The 19,063-nt window shown below is 62.6% G+C and carries 18 protein-coding genes; 5 read left to right on the forward strand and 13 right to left on the reverse strand.

The window, feature by feature from the left end; genetic code table 11:
- Positions 1 to 17 precede the first annotated feature (17 nt).
- Both M1D99_RS14495 and M1D99_RS14500 read right to left on the reverse strand, forming a co-directional pair.
- Positions 18 to 689 carry an FCD domain-containing protein gene (locus M1D99_RS14495; protein ID WP_186704947.1) on the reverse strand — a complete coding sequence of 224 codons (672 nt, stop codon included), beginning with the start codon at positions 687 to 689 and terminating at the stop codon, positions 18 to 20.
- Between the two features lie 205 nt (positions 690 to 894).
- Complete coding sequence (locus M1D99_RS14500) at positions 895 to 2,061, reverse strand: MFS transporter (RefSeq protein WP_458132068.1); 1,167 nt, start codon at positions 2,059 to 2,061, stop codon at positions 895 to 897.
- A gap of 137 nt (positions 2,062 to 2,198) precedes the next feature.
- On the opposite strand from M1D99_RS14500, the gene M1D99_RS14505 reads away from it, so the two are divergent.
- Complete coding sequence (locus M1D99_RS14505; protein WP_458132069.1) at positions 2,199 to 3,590, forward strand: aminotransferase-like domain-containing protein; 1,392 nt, start codon at positions 2,199 to 2,201, stop codon at positions 3,588 to 3,590.
- A gap of 260 nt (positions 3,591 to 3,850) precedes the next feature.
- The gene (locus tag M1D99_RS14510; protein ID WP_458132070.1) at positions 3,851 to 5,992 is read left to right on the forward strand and encodes a TonB-dependent siderophore receptor; all 2,142 of its coding nucleotides are present in this window, start codon (positions 3,851 to 3,853) and stop codon (positions 5,990 to 5,992) included.
- A gap of 67 nt (positions 5,993 to 6,059) precedes the next feature.
- On the opposite strand, the gene M1D99_RS14515 is transcribed toward M1D99_RS14510, so the two are convergent.
- Complete coding sequence (locus M1D99_RS14515) at positions 6,060 to 6,794, reverse strand: SDR family NAD(P)-dependent oxidoreductase (protein ID WP_186728586.1); 735 nt, start codon at positions 6,792 to 6,794, stop codon at positions 6,060 to 6,062.
- A gap of 437 nt (positions 6,795 to 7,231) precedes the next feature.
- Positions 7,232 to 7,438 (reverse strand): tautomerase family protein, encoded by a 207-nt coding sequence (locus M1D99_RS14520; RefSeq protein WP_025213530.1) that lies wholly within the window; start codon positions 7,436 to 7,438, stop codon positions 7,232 to 7,234.
- 128 nt (positions 7,439 to 7,566) lie between these two features.
- On the opposite strand from M1D99_RS14520, the gene M1D99_RS14525 reads away from it, so the two are divergent.
- Positions 7,567 to 8,493, forward strand: a complete 927-nt coding sequence (locus M1D99_RS14525) for a LysR substrate-binding domain-containing protein (RefSeq protein ID WP_458132071.1) — start codon at positions 7,567 to 7,569, stop codon at positions 8,491 to 8,493.
- Between the two features lie 185 nt (positions 8,494 to 8,678).
- Here the strand turns inward: M1D99_RS14525 and M1D99_RS14530 are convergent, their stop codons facing one another.
- A complete protein-coding gene (locus M1D99_RS14530) occupies positions 8,679 to 9,113 on the reverse strand; it encodes a nuclear transport factor 2 family protein (RefSeq protein WP_434576094.1) in 435 nt (144 codons plus the stop codon).
- A gap of 283 nt (positions 9,114 to 9,396) precedes the next feature.
- Positions 9,397 to 10,293 (reverse strand): LysR family transcriptional regulator, encoded by an 897-nt coding sequence (locus M1D99_RS14535; RefSeq protein ID WP_434576096.1) that lies wholly within the window; start codon positions 10,291 to 10,293, stop codon positions 9,397 to 9,399.
- Between the two features lie 103 nt (positions 10,294 to 10,396).
- On the opposite strand from M1D99_RS14535, the gene M1D99_RS14540 reads away from it, so the two are divergent.
- The gene (locus tag M1D99_RS14540) at positions 10,397 to 11,671 is read left to right on the forward strand and encodes a glucarate dehydratase family protein (protein WP_434576098.1); all 1,275 of its coding nucleotides are present in this window, start codon (positions 10,397 to 10,399) and stop codon (positions 11,669 to 11,671) included.
- Positions 11,672 to 12,086: 415 nt separating this feature from the next.
- Positions 12,087 to 13,271 carry a porin gene (locus M1D99_RS14545; protein ID WP_434576100.1) on the forward strand — a complete coding sequence of 395 codons (1,185 nt, stop codon included), beginning with the start codon at positions 12,087 to 12,089 and terminating at the stop codon, positions 13,269 to 13,271.
- Between the two features lie 239 nt (positions 13,272 to 13,510).
- Here M1D99_RS14545 and M1D99_RS14550 read toward each other — a convergent pair whose 3' ends face one another.
- From M1D99_RS14550 to M1D99_RS14580, 7 genes are read right to left on the reverse strand one after another with little or no spacing between them, the layout of a single operon-like run.
- Positions 13,511 to 15,007, reverse strand: a complete 1,497-nt coding sequence (locus tag M1D99_RS14550) for a cytochrome D1 domain-containing protein (RefSeq protein ID WP_458132072.1) — start codon at positions 15,005 to 15,007, stop codon at positions 13,511 to 13,513.
- Positions 15,004 to 15,846 carry a uroporphyrinogen-III C-methyltransferase gene (gene cobA, locus M1D99_RS14555; protein WP_434576104.1) on the reverse strand — a complete coding sequence of 281 codons (843 nt, stop codon included), beginning with the start codon at positions 15,844 to 15,846 and terminating at the stop codon, positions 15,004 to 15,006. Before cobA ends, M1D99_RS14550 begins: the two co-directional genes overlap by 4 nt.
- 40 nt (positions 15,847 to 15,886) lie before the next feature.
- Positions 15,887 to 17,065, reverse strand: a complete 1,179-nt coding sequence (gene nirJ, locus M1D99_RS14560; RefSeq protein WP_434576106.1) for a heme d1 biosynthesis radical SAM protein NirJ — start codon at positions 17,063 to 17,065, stop codon at positions 15,887 to 15,889.
- On the reverse strand, positions 17,059 to 17,685 hold the full coding sequence (gene ahbB / locus M1D99_RS14565) for a siroheme decarboxylase subunit beta (RefSeq protein ID WP_411387432.1): 627 nt from the start codon (positions 17,683 to 17,685) through the stop codon (positions 17,059 to 17,061). Before ahbB (M1D99_RS14565) ends, nirJ begins: the two co-directional genes overlap by 7 nt.
- Positions 17,660 to 18,103: an Lrp/AsnC family transcriptional regulator gene (locus M1D99_RS14570; protein ID WP_434576108.1), complete on the reverse strand. Its 444-nt coding sequence runs from the start codon at positions 18,101 to 18,103 to the stop codon at positions 17,660 to 17,662. Before M1D99_RS14570 ends, ahbB (M1D99_RS14565) begins: the two co-directional genes overlap by 26 nt.
- Entirely contained in the window at positions 18,096 to 18,608 is a 513-nt protein-coding gene (ahbB, locus tag M1D99_RS14575; RefSeq protein ID WP_434576109.1) for a siroheme decarboxylase subunit beta, read from the reverse strand. The genes M1D99_RS14570 and ahbB (M1D99_RS14575) overlap by 8 nt, the downstream gene beginning before the upstream one ends.
- A complete protein-coding gene (locus tag M1D99_RS14580) occupies positions 18,605 to 19,063 on the reverse strand; it encodes an Lrp/AsnC family transcriptional regulator (RefSeq protein WP_434576111.1) in 459 nt (152 codons plus the stop codon). Before M1D99_RS14580 ends, ahbB (M1D99_RS14575) begins: the two co-directional genes overlap by 4 nt.

Genomic DNA, 19,063 nt, shown 5'->3' on the forward strand with positions numbered 1-19,063 from the left:
GGCACAGTACCAATGCATCAATGGCTGGAAGGCAGGAACTTGAACAAGGTTTCGCAGACTCCGGCGATGTGTTCGTCCAGCAGCGCCACGGCGCGCTCGACATCACCGGCGCGGCAGGCCTTGATGATTTCCCGGTGCTCGTGATCGGCACGGTCCTTACCGGCCGACAGGCTCATCTGCATGCGCAAGTACCGCTCCAGCTTGTCGTGCACCGAGCGGATCAGGCTCACCATGAAAGGCCGTTGCGCTGGTTCGTAGAGGCAGGCGTGCAGTTGCCAGTTCAGTTCGGCCCAGCGCCCGACGTCGTCTTCACCGATGAACTCCTGGCAGATGCTTTCGGCGCGGGCGAAGGTGTCTTCGGTCATGTTGGGAATCGCCAGGCGCAGGACTTTGTCTTCCAGGAGCATGCGCACTTCGAACATCTGCGCCAGTTCCGCCTCGGAAATGCGCGTCACCATCGCCCCGCGATTGCGCTGGAACATCACTAGGCCCTCGGCCTCCAGACGCTTGAGGGCTTCGCGCACGGGAATCTTGCTGACGTTGAACTGCCGGGCGATGTCATCCTGGCGAATCGGCTCGTCCTCGGCAAAATGCCCGGCCACGATGGCATCGCGCAGGTGGCGGGTGATGATTTCCGAGGTGGACGGGGTGTTGCCCAGGTCAGGCAGGTTGAACTTGGATAAAGTCACGGCAGCGGGTCGTTCGGCTTAGGTGGGGATATGGTATACGACTTTGCCGGGTGCGGTGTCGAGCTGTCCCAGGCTCCCTCAATCCTCCAGCCAGCCCCCTGTGGCGAGGGAGCTTGCTCCCGCTGGGCTGCGCAGCAGACCCGGGATTTTGCGATTGCTGCGCAATCGAGCGGGAGCAAGCTCCCTCGCCACAACGGTTTTTTGTTCAGCCATGGGAAAAGTGGGCCATATCAGCCTCGGTCCGGACGATGCGCCATCCCGTGACAACCGCCCCCGCCAGCAGCGCCAGGCCGAACACGATCAACGCCACGTCAGCGCCAAAAGCGTCAGCCAGCAACCCGGTCACCACCACCGGGATGCTGAACCCGACATAGGCGAACAGGAAAAACCCGGCACTGACCCGGGCCTTCTGCGCTCCAGCCATGGCCGTGATGGCCGACAGCCCGCCCAGGTACAGGAAACCGTAGCAGGCGCTGCTGGCTCCCAATGCCCCCAGCAACACGGCGAACAGCGAGCCGACGCTCGCGCCCCAGGCCAGCAACGCGTAGCTCGCGGGCAGGATCAACAGGCCCAGGCACGTCGCCCTGGCCGGTTGCAGGCGGCGCACCCAAGGCTGGAAGAGCAAGCCGCAACTGATGACCGTGAAGGTCGACAGGCCAGACCAGCGCTGCAAATCGTGGGTCGCCAGCACGGACGGCAATAGGGCGATGACCAGGCCCGACGTCGCCCAGGCCAACAGCATGGAAAAACTGTAGGGCAGGCTGCCAGCGGGAAACAACGGCAGGCGCAGCAGCGGCGCGTCTTTGGTTTTCAGCGCCGGGTCCGGGAGTCGCCAGACCACGACGATCGCCAGGGCGGCCAACGCGAGCTGCAACCAGAAGCTGCCGGGCGTGGCACTGTGGTGGACGAACAGGAACAGGCTGGTCAATGCTGCCCCCAGGCCAAAGCCCAGGGAGGTGCTGGCGGTCACCCGGTTGGCCGGTGCGCGGGTATCGCGGGTTGCCATGAGCTCGGCCATATAGGCGGTCGACGTGGCCGAGGCCAGCCCGGTGCCGACCCCCATCATCAGGCGCGCCACGCCCAGCGCCACCAGGTTCGGCCAGAGCAGGGTCACCAGCGTCGCCAGCATCGACAGCCCGAGGGCAACCAGGATCAACGGTTTGCGGCCGACCCGGTCGGCCAGCCCGCCGAACGCCAGCAGCACCGGGAGCACGCCCAGCACATAACCGGAGAACGCCACCGCCGTGGCCCCGGCCCCATAGCCGGACAACTGCGCATAGGTGGTGTACAGCGGTGCCTGCAGGTTGACCGCGAGGGTGATCAGGCAAAGACCGAAGGCCAGCCCCCAGGAATGTCGATGCGATGGGTTCAAGGGTGTTCCTTAAAGGGGGTGCAAGAAGTCCCGGGGACTATCACTGCCGGGCACAACGCAAACAAGGAACAGCCGCCAGCCATTTGTGTTTAACTGTTTTTCGGAAAATCGAGAACACTTGACCAAGAGTGCCCACCGTGGACCTGAAGATTGATCGCAACGTTGCCGAGCCGGTGATCCGCCAGCTCGTGACGCACCTCACGGGTTGGATCGACGCCCATGGCATTCGCCCCGGCGCACGGATGCCGTCGATTCGCCAACTGGCCCGGGAAAATAGCCTGAGCCTGTCGAGCGTGATCAAGGCCTATGACCAACTGGTGGCCAGCGGGGTGCTGGAGTCTCGGCATGGCGCGGGCTTTTTTGTCGCGCAACAGTTGGCCCGGCCGGTGCAACCGCCACCTGATACGGATAACCCGTCGTGGCAGTTGTTCGACAATGAATCGACCCAGCTCAAGCTCGGTTGCGGCTGGCTGCCCGACGCCTGGCGCGACGACACCGACCTGGGCCAGGCGATCCGCCAAGTGGTGCGCAGCGACAACCACGCATTGTTCAACTACAGCACCCCGTTGGGCTCGCCTCATCTGCGCCTGCACCTGCAAAAGCGCCTGGGCCTGATCGACATTCACGTCGACCCGACACAGATCATCACCACCCAAGGCGCCAGCCAGGGCCTCGACCTGCTGGTGCGAACCCTGCTCAAGCCCGGTGACCTGGTGCTGGTGGAAAGCCCCGGCTACTACAACCTGTTCAATTTGCTGAAATTGCACGGGGTGAAGACCGTGGCCGTGCCGAGAACCGCCCAAGGCCCGGACATCGCCCGCCTGGAACAGTTACTCGGCGAGCACAAACCCTCGTACTTCTTCATCAACAGCATGTACCAGAACCCCACCGGCACCAGCCTGGCGCCGAGCGTGGCCTACCGCCTGCTGCAACTGGCGACGGCCCATGACTTTCGCCTCATCGAGGACGACATCTACGCCGATTTCCAGAATGGCCCGACGTCGCGCCTGGCTTCCCTGGACGCCCTGGACCGGGTGATCTACCTGGCGAGCTTTTCCAAGACGCTGTCCAGCTCGCTGCGCATCGGTTACGTGGTGGCCCAGCCCGACATCATCCAGCGCCTGGCCGAGGTCAAGATGGTGACCGGCATTGGTTGTTCATTGCTGGCGGAAAACGTAGTGGCGACGTTGCTGGCCAACGGTGCCTACCGCAAGCTGATCCAGCGCTTGCGCCAGCGCCTGAACAAGCAGATGGCAAGTACGCTGCGCCAACTGGACCCGGCCCACTGGGAGATCTTTGCCGAGCCGATGGGGGGCCTGTTCATCTGGGCCAGACCGCGCTGCCTGGCGGCGCAGCGGGTGCAGCAGATCGCCCGGGAACTGCACATCCAACTGTCCCAGGGCTCGACGTTCCTGCCGCAAGGGGAGGTGTGTGATTGGCTGCGGTTGAATGTGGCTTATACCCAGGATGTACGTGCGCAGAGGTTTTTCCAGCGGGTCGAGGAGGAGTCGATTGCGCTGGGTCAGTAGGGTTTTGGGGAGATTGTCCTGGCGCCATCGCGAGCAAGCTTTGCTCCCACAGCGCAGAGCAGGGGCCAATCCCAAGACTTGTATCCACTAAAGATCCCTGTGGGAGCAATGCTTGCTCGCGATGGCTGACTAAGCAGTCACAAAAACATCCGTCGTTAATGGGAATAGATATCAAACAACAATGAGTTACTGTATCTTTCGCGACACATTCTTGTCAGCCTCCCGATGTGGAGGCTTTTTTCCATTAGGATTGTGCATCGATGCGTCGGATTCTCGTTTCACTGTGTGTGCTCCAAGCTTATTCCATTCCCACCTGGGCCGAAGAGCCAATCCCTGCCAAGCCGGCCTCCCTGGAGTTGCAAGCCACCGATATCGTCGGCAATTCAGACTATGAAACGGCGCAGGGCCCGGTGAAGGGCTATCACGCCACCCGCTCGGCCAGTGCGACCCGTACCGACACGGCGATCCATGAAACCCCACAATCCATTTCCGTCGTTTCCCGCGATGTCGTTGAAGACCTCAGTGCCACGCGCCTGCAAGACGCCCTCGATTACGCCGGCGGTGTAGGCCGGGCGAACAACTTCGGCGGCCAGGGCCTGACCACCTTCACTGTCCGCGGTTTCACCACCGGCGAGTTCTACCGCAACGGTTTCCCGATCAACCGTGGCTACCCGAACATGCCGGACGCCAACACCATCGAGCGCCTGGAAGTCCTGCGTGGCCCGGCCACGATGCTCTATGGCCGCGGCGACCCGGGCGGTACCTTCAACGTGGTGTCCAAGCAGCCGTTGGCCGAGCGCACGGTGACCCTCGGCAGCCAGGTCAGCGACCAGGGGATGCGTCGCGGCACGCTCGATGCGTCCGGTCCGTTGGACGAAGAAGGGCGCCTGGCTTATCGCCTGAACGTGGTGGGTGAGGGCGGCGATACGTTCCGCGACCACGTCGAGACCGAGCGTTACGGCATCGCGCCGGTGGTGAGCTGGCAGGTCAACGACACCACGCGCCTGACCTTCGAAGGCGATTTCATGCGCAACAATGCGCCGCTGGACCGTGGCTTGACCCATTACGCCGGCCAGCGTGGCACCGCGTCGCGGGATACCTTCTTCGGCGAGAAAGACGTGGGCAAGCTGCACAACGACAACAACATGCTGCAGGTGCGTTTCGAGCACATGCTCAACGACGACTGGACCCTGGCCGGCGGCACCCAGTGGCTCGACGGCACCTTGCAGGGCAATGCCGTGGAGGGCAACAGCATCGGCGCCGATGGGCGTACCCTCAGTCGCAACTTCAACTACCGCAAGCTGGAATGGACCGACCGGGACACCCAGCTCAACCTCACCGGGCATTTTTCCACCGGCGGGTTCGAGCACACGTTGCTGACGGGGATCGAGTACGAAGACTACGATTACCAGTCGATCATTCAGCGCTCCTCTGGTGCCGCCGGTACCTACCCGATCGATATCTTCGATCCGGTGCATGGCCAGCCACGCCCGGCATTGACGCGCAAGCCCACCGATGACCAGGAAAATCTCAAGACGTTTGGTGTGTTTGTCCAGGAACAGGTGGCGTTGACTGAGCGCCTGAAGGTGTTGGCAGGGGCGCGTTTCGAACATTTCGAGCATGAGTACGAATCCTTCGTCCCTCAGACTCGGCCCGGTAGCCGTAACTGGGACAAGACTGAAAATGCCGTCACTCCACGCCTGGGGGTGATCTACGATCTGACCGATACCGTGGCGGTCTATGCCAATACCGCCCGCTCGTTCAAACCCAACACCGGTGCCGCCCTTCAAGGCGGGGGATTCAAGCCGGAAGAGGGCAAGTCCTACGAAATGGGCGTCAAGTGGGAAGCCCTGGATCGTCAGTTGAGCGTCGACGCGGCGGTCTACCAGATTGAAAAGCGCAATGTGCTCACGCCCGACCCGTTGGATCCCACCTTCAACCTGGCCGCCGGGGAAGTGCGCAGCCGTGGCTTTGACCTGAACGTGGCGGGCAACCTGACGCCAGAATGGCGCGTGATCGGCGGTTATGCGTATGTGGATGCCGAAGTGACCAAGGACATCAATATCCCGTCCGGCACCCGTTTGCTCAACGTGCCCAAGAACTCCTTCAGCCTGTTGAACGTCTACGAGTTCCAGGACGGCGGCCTCAAGGGCCTCGGCCTGGGCCTGGGCGCCAAGTACGTCGATGAGCGGGCCGGCAATACGGCGGCCAGCACCTTTACCATGGACAGCTACACCGTCGTCGACCTGCTCGGCTACTACAAGGTCAATGAGCGGATCCGCCTCAACCTGGACCTGAAGAACCTGTTTGACGCCGACTACGAAGAAGGTGCATTCGGAGGCGTCTACGCCTACCCAGGCGCACCGCGAACCGTGCAGGCTGGTATCTCCTACTCGCTCTGAATCCTTTGCGTCACGAAAACCCCGAAGGCCTGGCCTCCGGGGTTTTTGTTTTTTGACACTTGCCTGTTTACCACTTGCCTGTGCTCATCCCGCCGTCCACCGGCAGTATCGCGCCGGTCGTGAAATCAGCACCCGCCAGGTACAACACGGCCTCGGCAATTTCCTCGATGGTGCCCACACGACCGGCCGGGGCCAGGTGGTTGAGGAAGTCGCGGTGCGCCGGGTCGTGCATCGGGGTGTCGATAATGCCAGGTGCGACGGCGTTGACCTTGATGTTGTGGGGCGACAGTTCCAGGGCCAGGGCGCGGGTCATCTGGTTGACGCCGCCCTTGATCAGCACCGGCAGTGCTGCGGGCACCTGGATGTTCGGTTGCAGGGCCACGGCAGCTGAAATGTTGATGATGAAGCCTTGCTGGCGCCCGATCATGTGCGCGGCAGCGGCCTGGCTGGCAAAGACGAGCCCCTTGAGGTTGGTGTCCAGCAGCGCGTCCAGGTCTTGGGGGCTGTATTCGACGAAGGGTTTTGGCAGGAAAAAACCGGCGTTGTTCACCAGCCCGTCAACGGCGCCGAACGCCTCGACGGCTTGGCTGATGAGGGCGGTTGAGGTGGCCGGGTCGGAGATGTCGCCAGCCACGCCGAGGAAACCGGCCGGGTGACCGAGCTCGGCGGCGGCAGCGTCCAGGCCGGACGGGGAGCGGGCATTGCCCACCACGTTGTAGCCCCGAGCGAGGAATGCCTTGACCAAGCCCAGGCCGATACCACTGGAAGCGCCGGTGATGATGACGGTTTTGTTGAGGCTCATGATTGACTCCTGATCACATTGAGTTGAACCGGTGCGCCTGTGTTGGCGGTGGTTGAGCTCAGGGTATTGATGCGCCAGGGTTTGATAAATAAGGCGTCTGGTACTTGAGTTGATACGTCATGTAATCAATCTCGAGCACCCATAAATCCCTGTGGGAGCGGGCTTGCTCGCGAAGGCGGTGTGTCAGCTACAGAGTTCTGACTGAAACTCTGTCTTCGCGAGCAAGCCCGCTCCCACAATGTTCCCGGCTGATCGCAAAATCCGCGTTCGCCAGCAATCCCTTGTGGGAGCGAGCCTGCTCGCGATAGCGTCAGGCCAGTCAGTATTGATATTGACTGACACACCGCTATCGCGAGCAGGCTCGCTCCCACAGGGTTGACGGGTTGGCAGGCAGAAAAAAGCCCGGTCAATCGGACCGGGCTCGCAAAGGTGGGGCCTTACTCCTTGGGAAGACTTCGATACTCAGTCGTCGTCATCCCCGCATATCCCCAATTATCCGTGTCGACTTCTTCGATCACGATATGGGTCAAATGCGGGTCCTTGCCCAGCACGCGCTGGAGGGTTTCGGTGATTTCGGAAATCACCTGGGCTTTCTGTTCACGGGTAACGCCGTCTCGGGTAATTCGCACATTGACGAAAGGCATGGTGCACTCCAGCGGGTGGGAAATGGACGCGGGACAACGCCCGCGTATTGCAAGGCCACTGTATTTATACGCCACGGACTGATAAACAGGCATTTGGAAACTTCAGTTGATACGCGGTGTAACGAATCATGAAGCGTCATTTCGAAGACCTGCAGTTGGGCAGCATAGAACTGTTCTGCCTCGCGGCGGAGGCGGGCAGTTTCACCGCGGCGGCGGCGCAGTTGGCAGGCGTTACGCCTGCGGCGGTGAGCCGCTCGATCTTTCGCCTGGAAGAGCGCCTGGGCTCACGGCTTTTCGTGCGCACCACCCGCAGCATCCGCTTGACCGAAGCCGGCAGGACCTATTTCGAGCAATGCCGACAAGCGCTGACGCAACTGGTCGAGGCGCAACAGGAAATGATGGGCGCGCAATCGGTGCCGTCCGGGCAACTGCGCATCAGCCTGCCCACCACCTACGGTCACCATCGCATCCTGCCCTTGCTCCCGGCTTTTCGGGCGCTGTACCCGCAAGTGACGGTGGACCTGCACCTGAGCAATCGAAACATCGATTTTGTTGCCGAAGGGTATGACCTTGCCATCCGAGTGCGGGCCCAGCCCGACTCGTCGATGATCGCCCGGCTGCTGGAAGACGCGAAACTGGTGGTGGTCGCCTCCCCGGAGTATCTGCGCAAGGCTGGCACGCCGCAGGTGCTTGAAGACCTGGATGACCACGAGTGCATCCAGTTCGAACTGCCCAGCAGCGGGCGACGGATTTCCTGGCTATTCAATGTCGAGGGCAAGGAGAAGGAAGTGTTCGGGCAGGGCGGGTATTGCTGCTCGGATGATGTACTGGGCGGGGTGACGTTGGCCAAGCATGGCGCAGGATTGTTCCAGACCTACAAATTCATCGTGGAGCAGGAGTTGACCAGCGGGCAGTTGGTGGAGGTGCTAATGCCTTTCGCGGGACGTTCGCGTCCGTTCACCTTGTTGTATCCCCATGGGCGGTACGTGCCGCAGCGGGTGCGTGCGTTTGTGGATTTCCTGTTGCAGTACCGGGAGCAATGGGCCGCGACTTGAGGGAATACAAGCGGCGAGGGCAGCAATCCGTGGCGAGGGAGCTTGCTCCCGCTTGAGTGCGAAGCGCTCACAGAAAGGGCCGCTACGCAGCCCAGCGGGAGCAAGCTCCCTCGCCACGGGAATCACAGCAGCCTCAAGTGAACAGAGTTCCGCTTGCCACAGAGGTCTTCCCGGTCAACCCGCTATCAGAACCGAAACGCCTGACGCCCGATCAGCAGCCACTTGCCATTCTTCTGCTTCTGCCAGATCTGGAAGTTCTCGATTTCCGTCGGCACCACTTCAGTGCCCTTGAGCGCCTGGGCCGAGAAGTGATTGCGCACCAGCGCCACATCACCGGACAGAGTAATTTTCTGGTTCTTCATTTCCAGGGTCTTGAACGCACTCTTGCCCGTTTCGATGTCGGCGATGAAGGCTTTCTTGTCCTGAATGTTGCCGCTGGAGTGACCATAGGTCAGGTTCTCGGCGGCCAGTGCCTGGAGCTGGGGGATGTCTTTGTGCAGCATGGCTTGGGTCAGGTGGTCGACCGCCTGGGCCACTTCCTGCTCGGCCGACGAAGGGGCTGCCGCTGCGTAGCCGCTGAACAGGCACAAGAAGCTAATGACCAATGTCGCTTTTTTCATGGGATTTCCTTGTTGTTGTAGGTATTAGGAACGCGAGCGATGCGTGCTCGTCGGTCATCGTACAACTTGAAGTGAGGCGTTGGCAAACCAGCCGGTCGCACGGCTCAAGAGCGCTGACAATGTGGCGAGGGAGCTTGCTCCCGCTGGACTGCGCAGCAGCCCAAAAAACCTGCTCCCCATAAACCTGGCACACCTCGGTGTCAGCACCAGGGGCTGCTTCGCAGCCCAGCGGGAGCAAGCTCCCTCGCCACGGGTTTCACAGGCCACAGCTTTTGTGTAGGCCTTAAAGTCCTTCTCGAACCGCCCCCCGAATCCCTTCCAGCAACATGGTAAACGCCGGGTTGTCGTTATCCTCCCGCCACACCAGGTGCAACTCGCTCTGCACCCCTTCGCCCAAATCGATCTCGCGAAACACCACTTGCTTGAACACCACGCTGCTGGCGCAACGCGGTACCAGGGCCAGGCCCATGCCGGCGTTGACCAGGGCCAGGATGGTCAGCGACGACCCCAGCCATTGCACGAATTGCGGCGCGACCCGGGCCGAGCGGAGCATGCCGGTGAGCAGTTCGTTGAAGGGCGGGTAGGCGGCGTGGGAGTACATCAGGAACGGTTGCGCGTCCAAGTCGTGGACGCTGACGGATTCGGCGCTGGCCAGCGGATGACCGGCGGGCACCGCCAGCACGAAAGGTTCGCGCACCAGGCATTCGGTGGCGTAGCCGGTTTCCAGCAGCGGCGAGCGGACGATGCCCAGGTCGATGCGCCGGGCGCGCAGGGCTTCGTGCTGTTGGTAGGTGTTCATTTCCGCCAGGACGATTTTGACCTGGGGCTGTTTCAGCCGGGCCTCGGCAATCACCTTGGGCAGAAACTCGTACACCGCGCTGCCGACGAAGCTGATGGTCACCGAGCCGATGTCACCCTTGGCAAAACGTTTGGCGGCCTCGGCGGCCTGTTGCGCCTGTTCCAACAGGTTCTGCGCTTCGACGAAAAACGCCCGGCCGGCGGCGGTGAGCGCCACGCTGCGGGTGCTACGGGTGAACAGTTCGACCCCCAGGTGATGCTCCAGCAATTGGATCTGCCGGCTCAGCGGTGGCTGGGTCATGTTCAGGCGTTCGGCGGCACGCCGGAAGTTGAGTTCGGTCGCCACGGTGGTAAAGCAGCGCAACTGGGCCAGTTCAAACATTGATTCAATCCAGGTATCAATCAAGAGCCAAGTTAGATTAGACGGGAACAATTCGCCGCGTCCATCATCGTCCCTTTCCTCAACACTGATTGGGAGCCGCTATATGAAGATCAAACGCGTCACCGTCACCCCCATCGCTTTTCGCGACCCACCCTTGCTTAACGCCAGCGGTATCCATGAACCGTTCGCGCTGCGCTCGATCATCGAGATCGAGAGCGACAACGGCTATATCGGCCTGGGGGAGAGCTATGGCGATGCCCCGGCCCTGGCGATCCAGCAGCAATTGCAGAACCAGTTGATCGGCCTGGACCCGTTCAACCTCAACCAGTTGCGGGCCATCGTCCAGGCGACCGTCGCTGCGCAGAAGCCGGCCAGCGTCAGCGGTGCCGAACTGGCGCCGGGCTCCCACGCGAGCAAGGCGGTGAGCAATGCCTATTCGGCGTTCGAAGTGGCGTGCCTGGATTTGCAGGCCCATTACCTGAACGTGCCGTTGGTGGACCTGCTGGGCGGCGCGATTCGCGACGAGATTCCGTTCAGCGCGTACCTGTTTTTCAAGTACGCCGAGCACATTGATTCGCCGTACCCGGCCGACAATTGGGGCGAGGCGCTCAACGAAGAGCAGATCGTCGCCCAGGCCCGGCGGATGATCCAGGACTATGGTTTCAAGAGCATCAAGCTCAAGGCTGGCGCCCTCGATCCGGAGTATGAAGTCGCCTGCATCAAGGCGCTGAAACAGGCGTTTCCCGGCTACCCGTTGCGCATCGACCCCAATGGCAACTGGTCCCTGGAAACCTCGATTCGCATGGCCGAACTGCTGGGGGATGACCTGCAGTATTACGAAGACCCGACGCCGGGACTTGCGGGTATGTCCGAGCTGCACAAGCGCACGGGGTTGCCGCTGGCGACCAATATGGTGGTCACCGATTTCGATGAGTTCCGCCGCAGCGTGGCCCTGGACAGCGTGCAGATCGTATTGGCCGACCACCATTACTGGGGCGGCCTGCGGGACACCCAGGTGTTGGCGAAAATGTGCAGCACTTTCGGCCTGGGCGTGTCGATGCATTCCAACTCGCACCTGGGCATCAGCCTCATGGCCATGGCCCACGTCGCGGCCGCGGTGCCGAACCTCGACTATGCCTGCGACACCCATTATCCGTGGCAGGAGCCGGATGAAGAAGTGATCAAGGGCGGCAAGCTGCCGATTGTCGACGGCTGCGTGAAGATCACCCGGGCGCCTGGGCTTGGCTTGGAGCTGGACCGGGATCAGTTGGGTAAGCTGCATGAGCAATTTCTCAGTTGCGGCATTCGCCAGCGCGACGATGTGCGGCAGATGCAGCGTTACCGGCCGGATTGGAAGACCGTCAAGCCGCGGTTCTGAGCCGAAGGCGAGGGGCCTGCTGCGCAGGCCAGCGGGAGCAAGCTCCCTCGCCACAAAAGCAACACGGTGCAAACCCTGTAGGAGCAAGTTTCTTCATCACAAAAGCTGGATCTGACTTCAATTTTGAGTGTGGGTGCGACCCCTGTGGCGAGGGAGCTTGCTCCCGCTGGGCTGCGCAGCAGCCCCAAACCAGCCAACTCACTATGACTGCCCAATGGGTTGATCCCTCCCAAGCCACCTTGCGGCCCACACCCAAAGTACCGCACCCGCCAGCCTCGCCGTCTTACACCCAAACTGCCGCGCCGGGCCGGCGCTGCCAAAGCATCCGCCAATCGCTCCCAAGGCAGCGTATGACGCGCCCTGGCGCCTTTCGATAATCGCCTCCGACATCCCGTCCCCTGTTGCGGAGCGCGCCATGCACAACAATAAAAATACCCGCCAACGTTTTTTGCCTGCGGTCATCGTAGGTGTTTCGAGCCTGGGCCTGACGCCTTGGGCCAACGCCGAAATCATGCTGTACGACAAGGACCAGACCACCTTTTCCACCGACGGCTACATCAACGCCTTTTACGTCAACAGCGACGTCGACCGCGCGGGTGAGCAGTACGACCGTCGGCAGGCGCGGGTCAAGATGGGCTTTTTGCCCAACTACCTGGGTTTCAACATGGGCAAGCAGGTCGATGACCTCAAGCTCGGTGCCCGGGCCTCGTTCTGGGTAACCATCAACGACAGCGAAACCAACGGCACCGACACCGCCATCGACGTGCGCCAGTTCTACGGCACCGTGGCCAACCCGGAGTGGGGCGAAGTGCTGATCGGCAAGGACTTCGGTCTGTTTGCCCGCTCCAACATCCTGCTGGACGAGCTGCTCGCCGGTTATGGCCAGGTCAGCGACACCCTGGGGCTGGTGGACGGCGGTGGCGTGTCGTTCGGCAACATTGGCAGCGGCTATCCGTACCCGTTCCCGACCTCGCAGATTACCTACCGCACGCCAGTGATGGATGGGCTGCGGGTGGCGGTGGGGATCATGGACCCGGTGGACACCAACGACAACAGCGCCACCGGCAAGGCCTATCAGGAAAACCCGCGCACCGAGAGCGAGATCACCTACCAGTTCGACCTGGGCGGGGCGAAGATCTACAGCTGGCTCAACGGCAGCTACCAGACTTCGGACAACACCGATTCCACGGTCGAGTCAGTGACCTCCAAGGGCCTGGGCTACGGCGTGCAGGCCAAGATGGGCGGGCTGTCGCTCACCGGTTCGGGGTTCCAGGCCAAGGGCATCAACCCGTTCTTCACCAACAACGCCGGTGAAGCCACCCTGCGCAATGTCGACAGCAAGGGCTACCTGTTGCAGGGCTCCTACAAGCTGGGCAAGAACCGCTTGGCGCTGTCCTACGGCAAGACCGATGACGACGGCAACGGCGTGGTGGGCAGTGGTGCCGATTACGAAACCCGTGGCATTGCACTGTTCCATGACATCAACGACAACCTCAAGCTCGTGGCCGAGTACAACCAGTTCGAAATCAATGGCCACGATACGAGCGCCCAGAACGAAGACACCGACACGTTTGCGGTGGGGGCGGTGCTTACCTGGTGAGGGGAAAGTCCCTTTGGGCCTGGCACCGGGGTGGGTCAGGCCTGTTTTGGGGCTGCTGCGCAGCCCAGCGGGAGCAAGCTCCCTCGCCACAGGGTTGCGCTCGTACTCAAAAATGAAGTCGACCCCTGCTTTTGTGGCGAGGGAGCTTGCTCCCGCTGGGGCGCGTAGCGGCCCTGAGACCTGACACCCAGGTGTCTCAGAGCGGTTGATATTGGGGGCTGCGCATCAGCCCCTTTTTTTCAGTGCGACGTCCCCTCGGCAAACTCGATCTTGTTGCCGACGTTGTACTTGCCCGAAGGCTTGTTCATGGGCAGTCGCTTGATTTCCTTGAGTGTGTTGCTGTCGTAGACGATCAGCGCGCCATCGCTATCCCAGATGCTCAACAGCAAGTAGCGGCCATCGCGGGTGAACTCGACGTGGGCGGCGGTCTTGCCGGGCATGGGCCGCAGGGTGTGGGCGATTTCCAGGGTCTGTTTGTCGATCAGGTGGATGGCATCGTTGTCCGGGCCGAAGAACACATCGGTCCAGGCGTAGCGGGAGTTGGCGTGGCTGCGCAGGAAGAAACCCGGGCCCAGGGTGGGGATCTGCTTGATGACTTTCCAGGTGTCGAAATCGATCACCGAGATCAATCCCTTGCTGATGTTGGGCGTGGCGAACACCCAGTGCCCATCGCGTTTCCAATAGGTCCCCGAGCCCAGGTGCGGCATGCCCGGCAGCGCGATGTCAGTGACGATCCGCCCGGTGTCGAGGTCGATCACCTGGCCGCCCTGGGCCTTGCGGGAGGTGGCGAGCAACTGCCGGTAATCGGGCGAGAAGGAAAAATCATCGAGGTAATCCTCGGCCTCGATCCGTCGGGGCACGAAGTCCGGGTTCGGTCCGCTGGACAGTTCCCAGACCTCTTTCACGTCTTTCAAGGCCACGATGAAGCTGTTGCGCGGCGGCGCGGTATACACCGCACTGACCCGCGACGGCTGGCCGTTCAGGCCCACCGTTGCAACGGTCTTGACCAGTGACAGATCGCGGGCATCCAGCACCACCACATTGCCCGGCAGGGTGTTGCCCACCAGCACCCAGCGCCCGTCCTTGCTCACCGCCAGGTTGCGGGTATTGAGCCCGGCCCGCACCTCGGCGATCAGCGTGAGGTTGTGCAGGTCATACAGGCTGATCCAGCCGTCCCGGGAGGCGAAATAGACGAAGCGTCCGTCCGGGGAAAATTTCGGTCCGCCATGCAGCGCAAAGTGTGAAGCGAAGCGCGCCAGGACCTCGAAGCGATCACCGTCGACAATATCGACGTGATGATCGCCAGCCTCCACCACCACGAACAGGTTCAGCGGATCAGCGTGATGCTGGGGTTTATCGGGCAGGGTGGCGACATTCGCCAGCAAGCGATGACTGCGGCGGGTGTCGTCCTCGCTCCAGGTCGGTTCAACGGCGGGCGGACGTTGAAGGTAGTGGGTCAGGCCATCGATCTGCGCAGACGTCAGCACTGCGCCGAACGCCGCCATCTGGCTGGCCGGGCGTCCATGGGTGATCACCTGGCGGATTTCGTCGGGCTTGATCCGGCTCAGGCTTTGCGGCAACAGTGCCGGCCCGGCAGCACCGATGCGATTGACCCCGTGGCACTGCTGGCAGTGTTGCTGGTAGGTCTGTTCGGCAGACGCCAGGTCCGGTTCCGGCACCGTGGCGCCGTGGACAGTGCCGATCCACAGCAATGGGGCAAGCCAGCCGATTCTCATGAGGCGACCCTCGCGATATTTGGCTGGAGCGGTAGGGCCGGGTGCAGGCGGGCCGGATGCTCCAATACCTGATGGGCAAACAAGCCAACCACCTTGCCGATCACCGTCAAGGTCGGCAGGCCTTCGGCGCACGCCTGCGCCAGCTCCGGCAGTTGCTGGAGAGTACCGCGCAGGACCTGCTGGTCGGGGCGCGTGCCGTTGCTGATCAACGCCGCCGGCGTATCAGCCGCCAGGCCCGCCGCGATCAACTGCGTGGCAATGGTGCCGAGGTTCGACAAGCCCATGTAGAACACCAGGGTCTGGCTGTCATCCGCCAGGCTTTGCCAAGGCAAGTTCAAGTCGCCTTCGCGTTGCAAATGACCGGTGATGAAACGGCAGGAATTGACCAGGTCGCGATGGGTCAAGGGAATGCCGGCGTAAGTGCTGCACCCGGCAGCGGCGGTGATACCAGGCACGATTTGGCAATCGATACCCCGCGCCAGCAGATACTCCAGTTCCTCGGCGCCGCGACCGAAGATGAACGGATCGCCGCCCTTGAGCCGCACCACCCGTTGTCCCTGGTCGGCCAGGTCGGCCAGCAGTTCGTTGATCTGTGGTTGGGGCAGGCTGTGGCAGCCGGCCGCCTTGCCGACGTAATGCCGGGCGCACGTGAGTGGAATCAGACTGAGCAATTGCGCGCTGATCAAGCGGTCGTAGACCACCGCGTCGGCCTGCAGCAACAGGCTCCAGGCGCGCAAGGTCAACAGGCCCGGATCACCGGGGCCGGCGCCGACCAGGGCGACCTCGCCTGGTCTGAAGGGCGATTGCAGGGCAGCGGGCAAAACGATGGAGACAGGCATGGGACTTCCTTGGTTCGGTATCAGGTTCGCCGTCGGTTCATCAGGCGCAGGGCAGCGCAACGCTGGGGATCGGGTGCAGGCCAATTTCGTCATCGCTGAGGTGGCAGCCGGGGTCCTGGCCCCACAGGTCGCCGTCGGCCCAGGCGCGGGTGCGGGTATTGCCGTTGCAGATGTCCAGCCATCGGCATTGCCCGCAGCGGCCGCCCACGGCCCGGGGGTGTTCGCGCAGCTTCGAGAGCAGGGCATCGGGGCGCTCTGACCAGAGGGTCTTGAACGCTGTCTGGCGCACGTTGCCCACCGAGTGCTGCCACCAGTAGGTATCGGGGTGGACCTCGCCGGTATTGTCGATGTTGGCAATGCCGCTGCCCGAGGCATTGCCGCCCCAGGCCCGCAGCATCTGCTCCAGTGCGGCGTAGTGCTGGGGCAAGCGCCGGGATACCCAGTGCAGCAAGAGGATCGCATCGGCATCGTTGTTGCCACTGACGAAATCACTGTCGCGGCCCTGTTCGATGTCGCGCCAGGCCCGTTCGAAGATCAAGTCCATGGCCTCGCGGCTCATCTGCTGCTGGGCATCGAGCTTGCGACTGCGCTTGCCGCGGCCGCTGTAGTTGAGGTGCGACAGGTAGAATTTCTGTACGTCGTATTCATCCATCAAGTCCAGCAATCGTGGCAGCTGGGCATGGTTTTGCTGGGTGAGGGTGGTGCGCAACCCGACCCGGATCCCTTGTTCGCGGCAGAGCCGGATGGCCGCCATGGAACTGGCGAAACTGCCCTTGAGCTGGCGGAATTCATCGTGGGTCGCTTCCAGGCCATCGATGCTGATGCCGACGTAGTCGAAGTTCGCCGCGGCAATCAGTTCGATGTTGGTGGCGTCGATCAATGTGCCGTTGGTGGACAGGGCCAGGAAAAAACCTTTGTCGCGAGCATAGGCGCTGAGCTGGAACAGATCGTCGCGCAGCAGGGGTTCGCCGCCGGACAGGATCAGCACGCGCACACCGGCATCATGCAGGTCATCGATGACCTGGAGCGCCGCCGCTGTGTCCAGTTCATCGCGAAACACGCTGTCGGCGGATGTTGCGTAACAGTGCTTGCAGGTCAGGTTGCAACGCCTGAGCAAGTTCCAGATCACCACCGGCGGGCGCTGGCTGCCCGGTGGCGCGACGCGTGGGGCGGGGCAATGCCCGGCCAGGGCCCGCAGGTAGTGGCTGATCCTCAACATAAGTCGCTCCGTGGGAGCAAGGCTTGCCCGCGATGAAGCTGATGCCGCTCTTCAGAAACCGACGCCCCTGTTTCGCGAGCAAGCTTTGCTCCCACAGGCGACAGCCGCAGGCCGGTTTTTTTCAGGATACGGCTGCTCACCAGCATGTCGTCGGCGGCGCAGGCGTCCCCCAGCAAATAGCGCAGGTGTTCGCGGTAGCGGTCGATTTCGTCGCGGCTGCGGCCGTGGACCATGGCGAACAGGTTGTAGCGCCAACCGGGTCGGCGCGGGCGCCGATAGCAGTGGCTGACAAAGGGCTGTGCTCCCAGCAGGGCGCCGAGGCGTGCGATATCGGCATCGGCCACGTCCCACACCGTCATGCCGTTGTGGCGATAACCCAGGCGATAGTGATTGGGCACGGCGGCGATGCGCCGGATCGCGCCTTCGGCCTGCAGGCGCTTGAGCAGGTCGAGGGTGGATTCCACGCTCAAGCCCAGTTGTTCGGCCAGCCAGGCCCAGGGGTCTTCGAGCAAGGGCAGGCCGGCCTGGGTCAGTTCCACCAAACGCAGGGCCAAGGGCGTTTCATCCAGCCATGGCGGCGCTTGCCACAACGACTCAGACGGGGAAGTACAGGCCGACATGGTAGGTCTCCTCTTTGGGCAGGTTCAGCGGCACCAGGCCGGTCAGGTGCTCGATGCGCAGCAGGGTGTCGTTGATCGCCTGTTCGCTGGGGCAGGCGAGCACGAACCACATGTTCCAGATGTGTTCGCGGCGGTAGTTGTGGGCGACTTCGGGCATGTCCGCGAGCAGCTCGGCGATGGTTTCGAAGCGCGATTCGGGCACCGCCAGTGCCGCCAGGGTGAACGCACCGCCCAGGCGATCGATGTCGAACATCGGGCCGAAGCGGGTCAGCACGCCGTCGTTGAGCAGTTCATGCAGGCGGTCGAGCAGTTCGGTCGCATTGCTGTCCAGTTCCTCGGCCAGGGCCTGCCAAGGATGACGGACCAGTGGCAGGCCCAATTGCAGGCGATTGATCAGGCGCCGGTCGAGGTCATCCATCGCTGCGGGCTCCGACCGGTGCGGCGAAACGTCCGCCGCATTGCTTGAACAGGTGCGTGCTGAACAGCAGCTGGTGGGGCAGGTCGTCCAGCAGGTGTTCTTCCAGCAGCGCCTGGACCTGGGCCTCGACGCGGTCACGCTGGCGCCCGTGGATCATGCAGAACAGGTTGTATTGCCACTGGGGCAGGCGCCGTGGACGCTGGTAGCAAAGGCTGATGCCCGGGGCCTGGCCGAGGCGCCGACCGACTTCATCGACCAGGGCGTCCGGCACATCCAGCACCAGCATGGCGTTAGCGGCAAACCCCAAGGCGCGATGGTTGACCACCAGGCCGACACGACGGAACAGGCCCTGTTCATGCCAGCGCTGCACCTGTTCGAGCACTTGTGGCTCGCTGGCCTCGATCTGTTCGGCCAAGGCCTGGAAGGGACGAGATGTCAGGGGCAGGCCGGTTTCCAGCAGGCGGCGCAAGGCCAGTGACTGTTGTTCGCTCAGGGTGAGGTTCATGGGGTGGCCTCCAGGGCAAAGCCCAGGTCGATGCGGTAGGCGGTGAGCATGGGCAGGTCCAGGGGCGTGAGACCGGTGTCGTGTTCCAGTTCCTGGAGGATGTTGTCCAGGTGCGCCCGGTTGGGGCCGGTCAGCACGAACCAGAGGTTGTAGCGATGTTCCCGGGCATAGTTGTGATTGACTTCCGGGTATTGGCTGACGCGTGCCGCCACCTGGTGCAGGCGGTCTTCGGGCACGGCCAGGGCGACGAGGGTGCTGGCCCCGGCGCGGGTGTGTTCGAACACCGGGCCGACCCGCGATAAGGTCCCGGCCACGTGCAGGTGGTGCAGGCAATCGATGACCTGGGCTTCGCTGCAGCCCAGGGCCTCGGCCATGGCCCGATAGGGCTCGGCGCACAATGGCAGGCCATGCTGGAATCGATCGATCAGGCGCCGGGCCAGTGAGCTGGGTGTCAT

The organism is Pseudomonas sp. R3-41 (genome assembly GCF_054161485.1).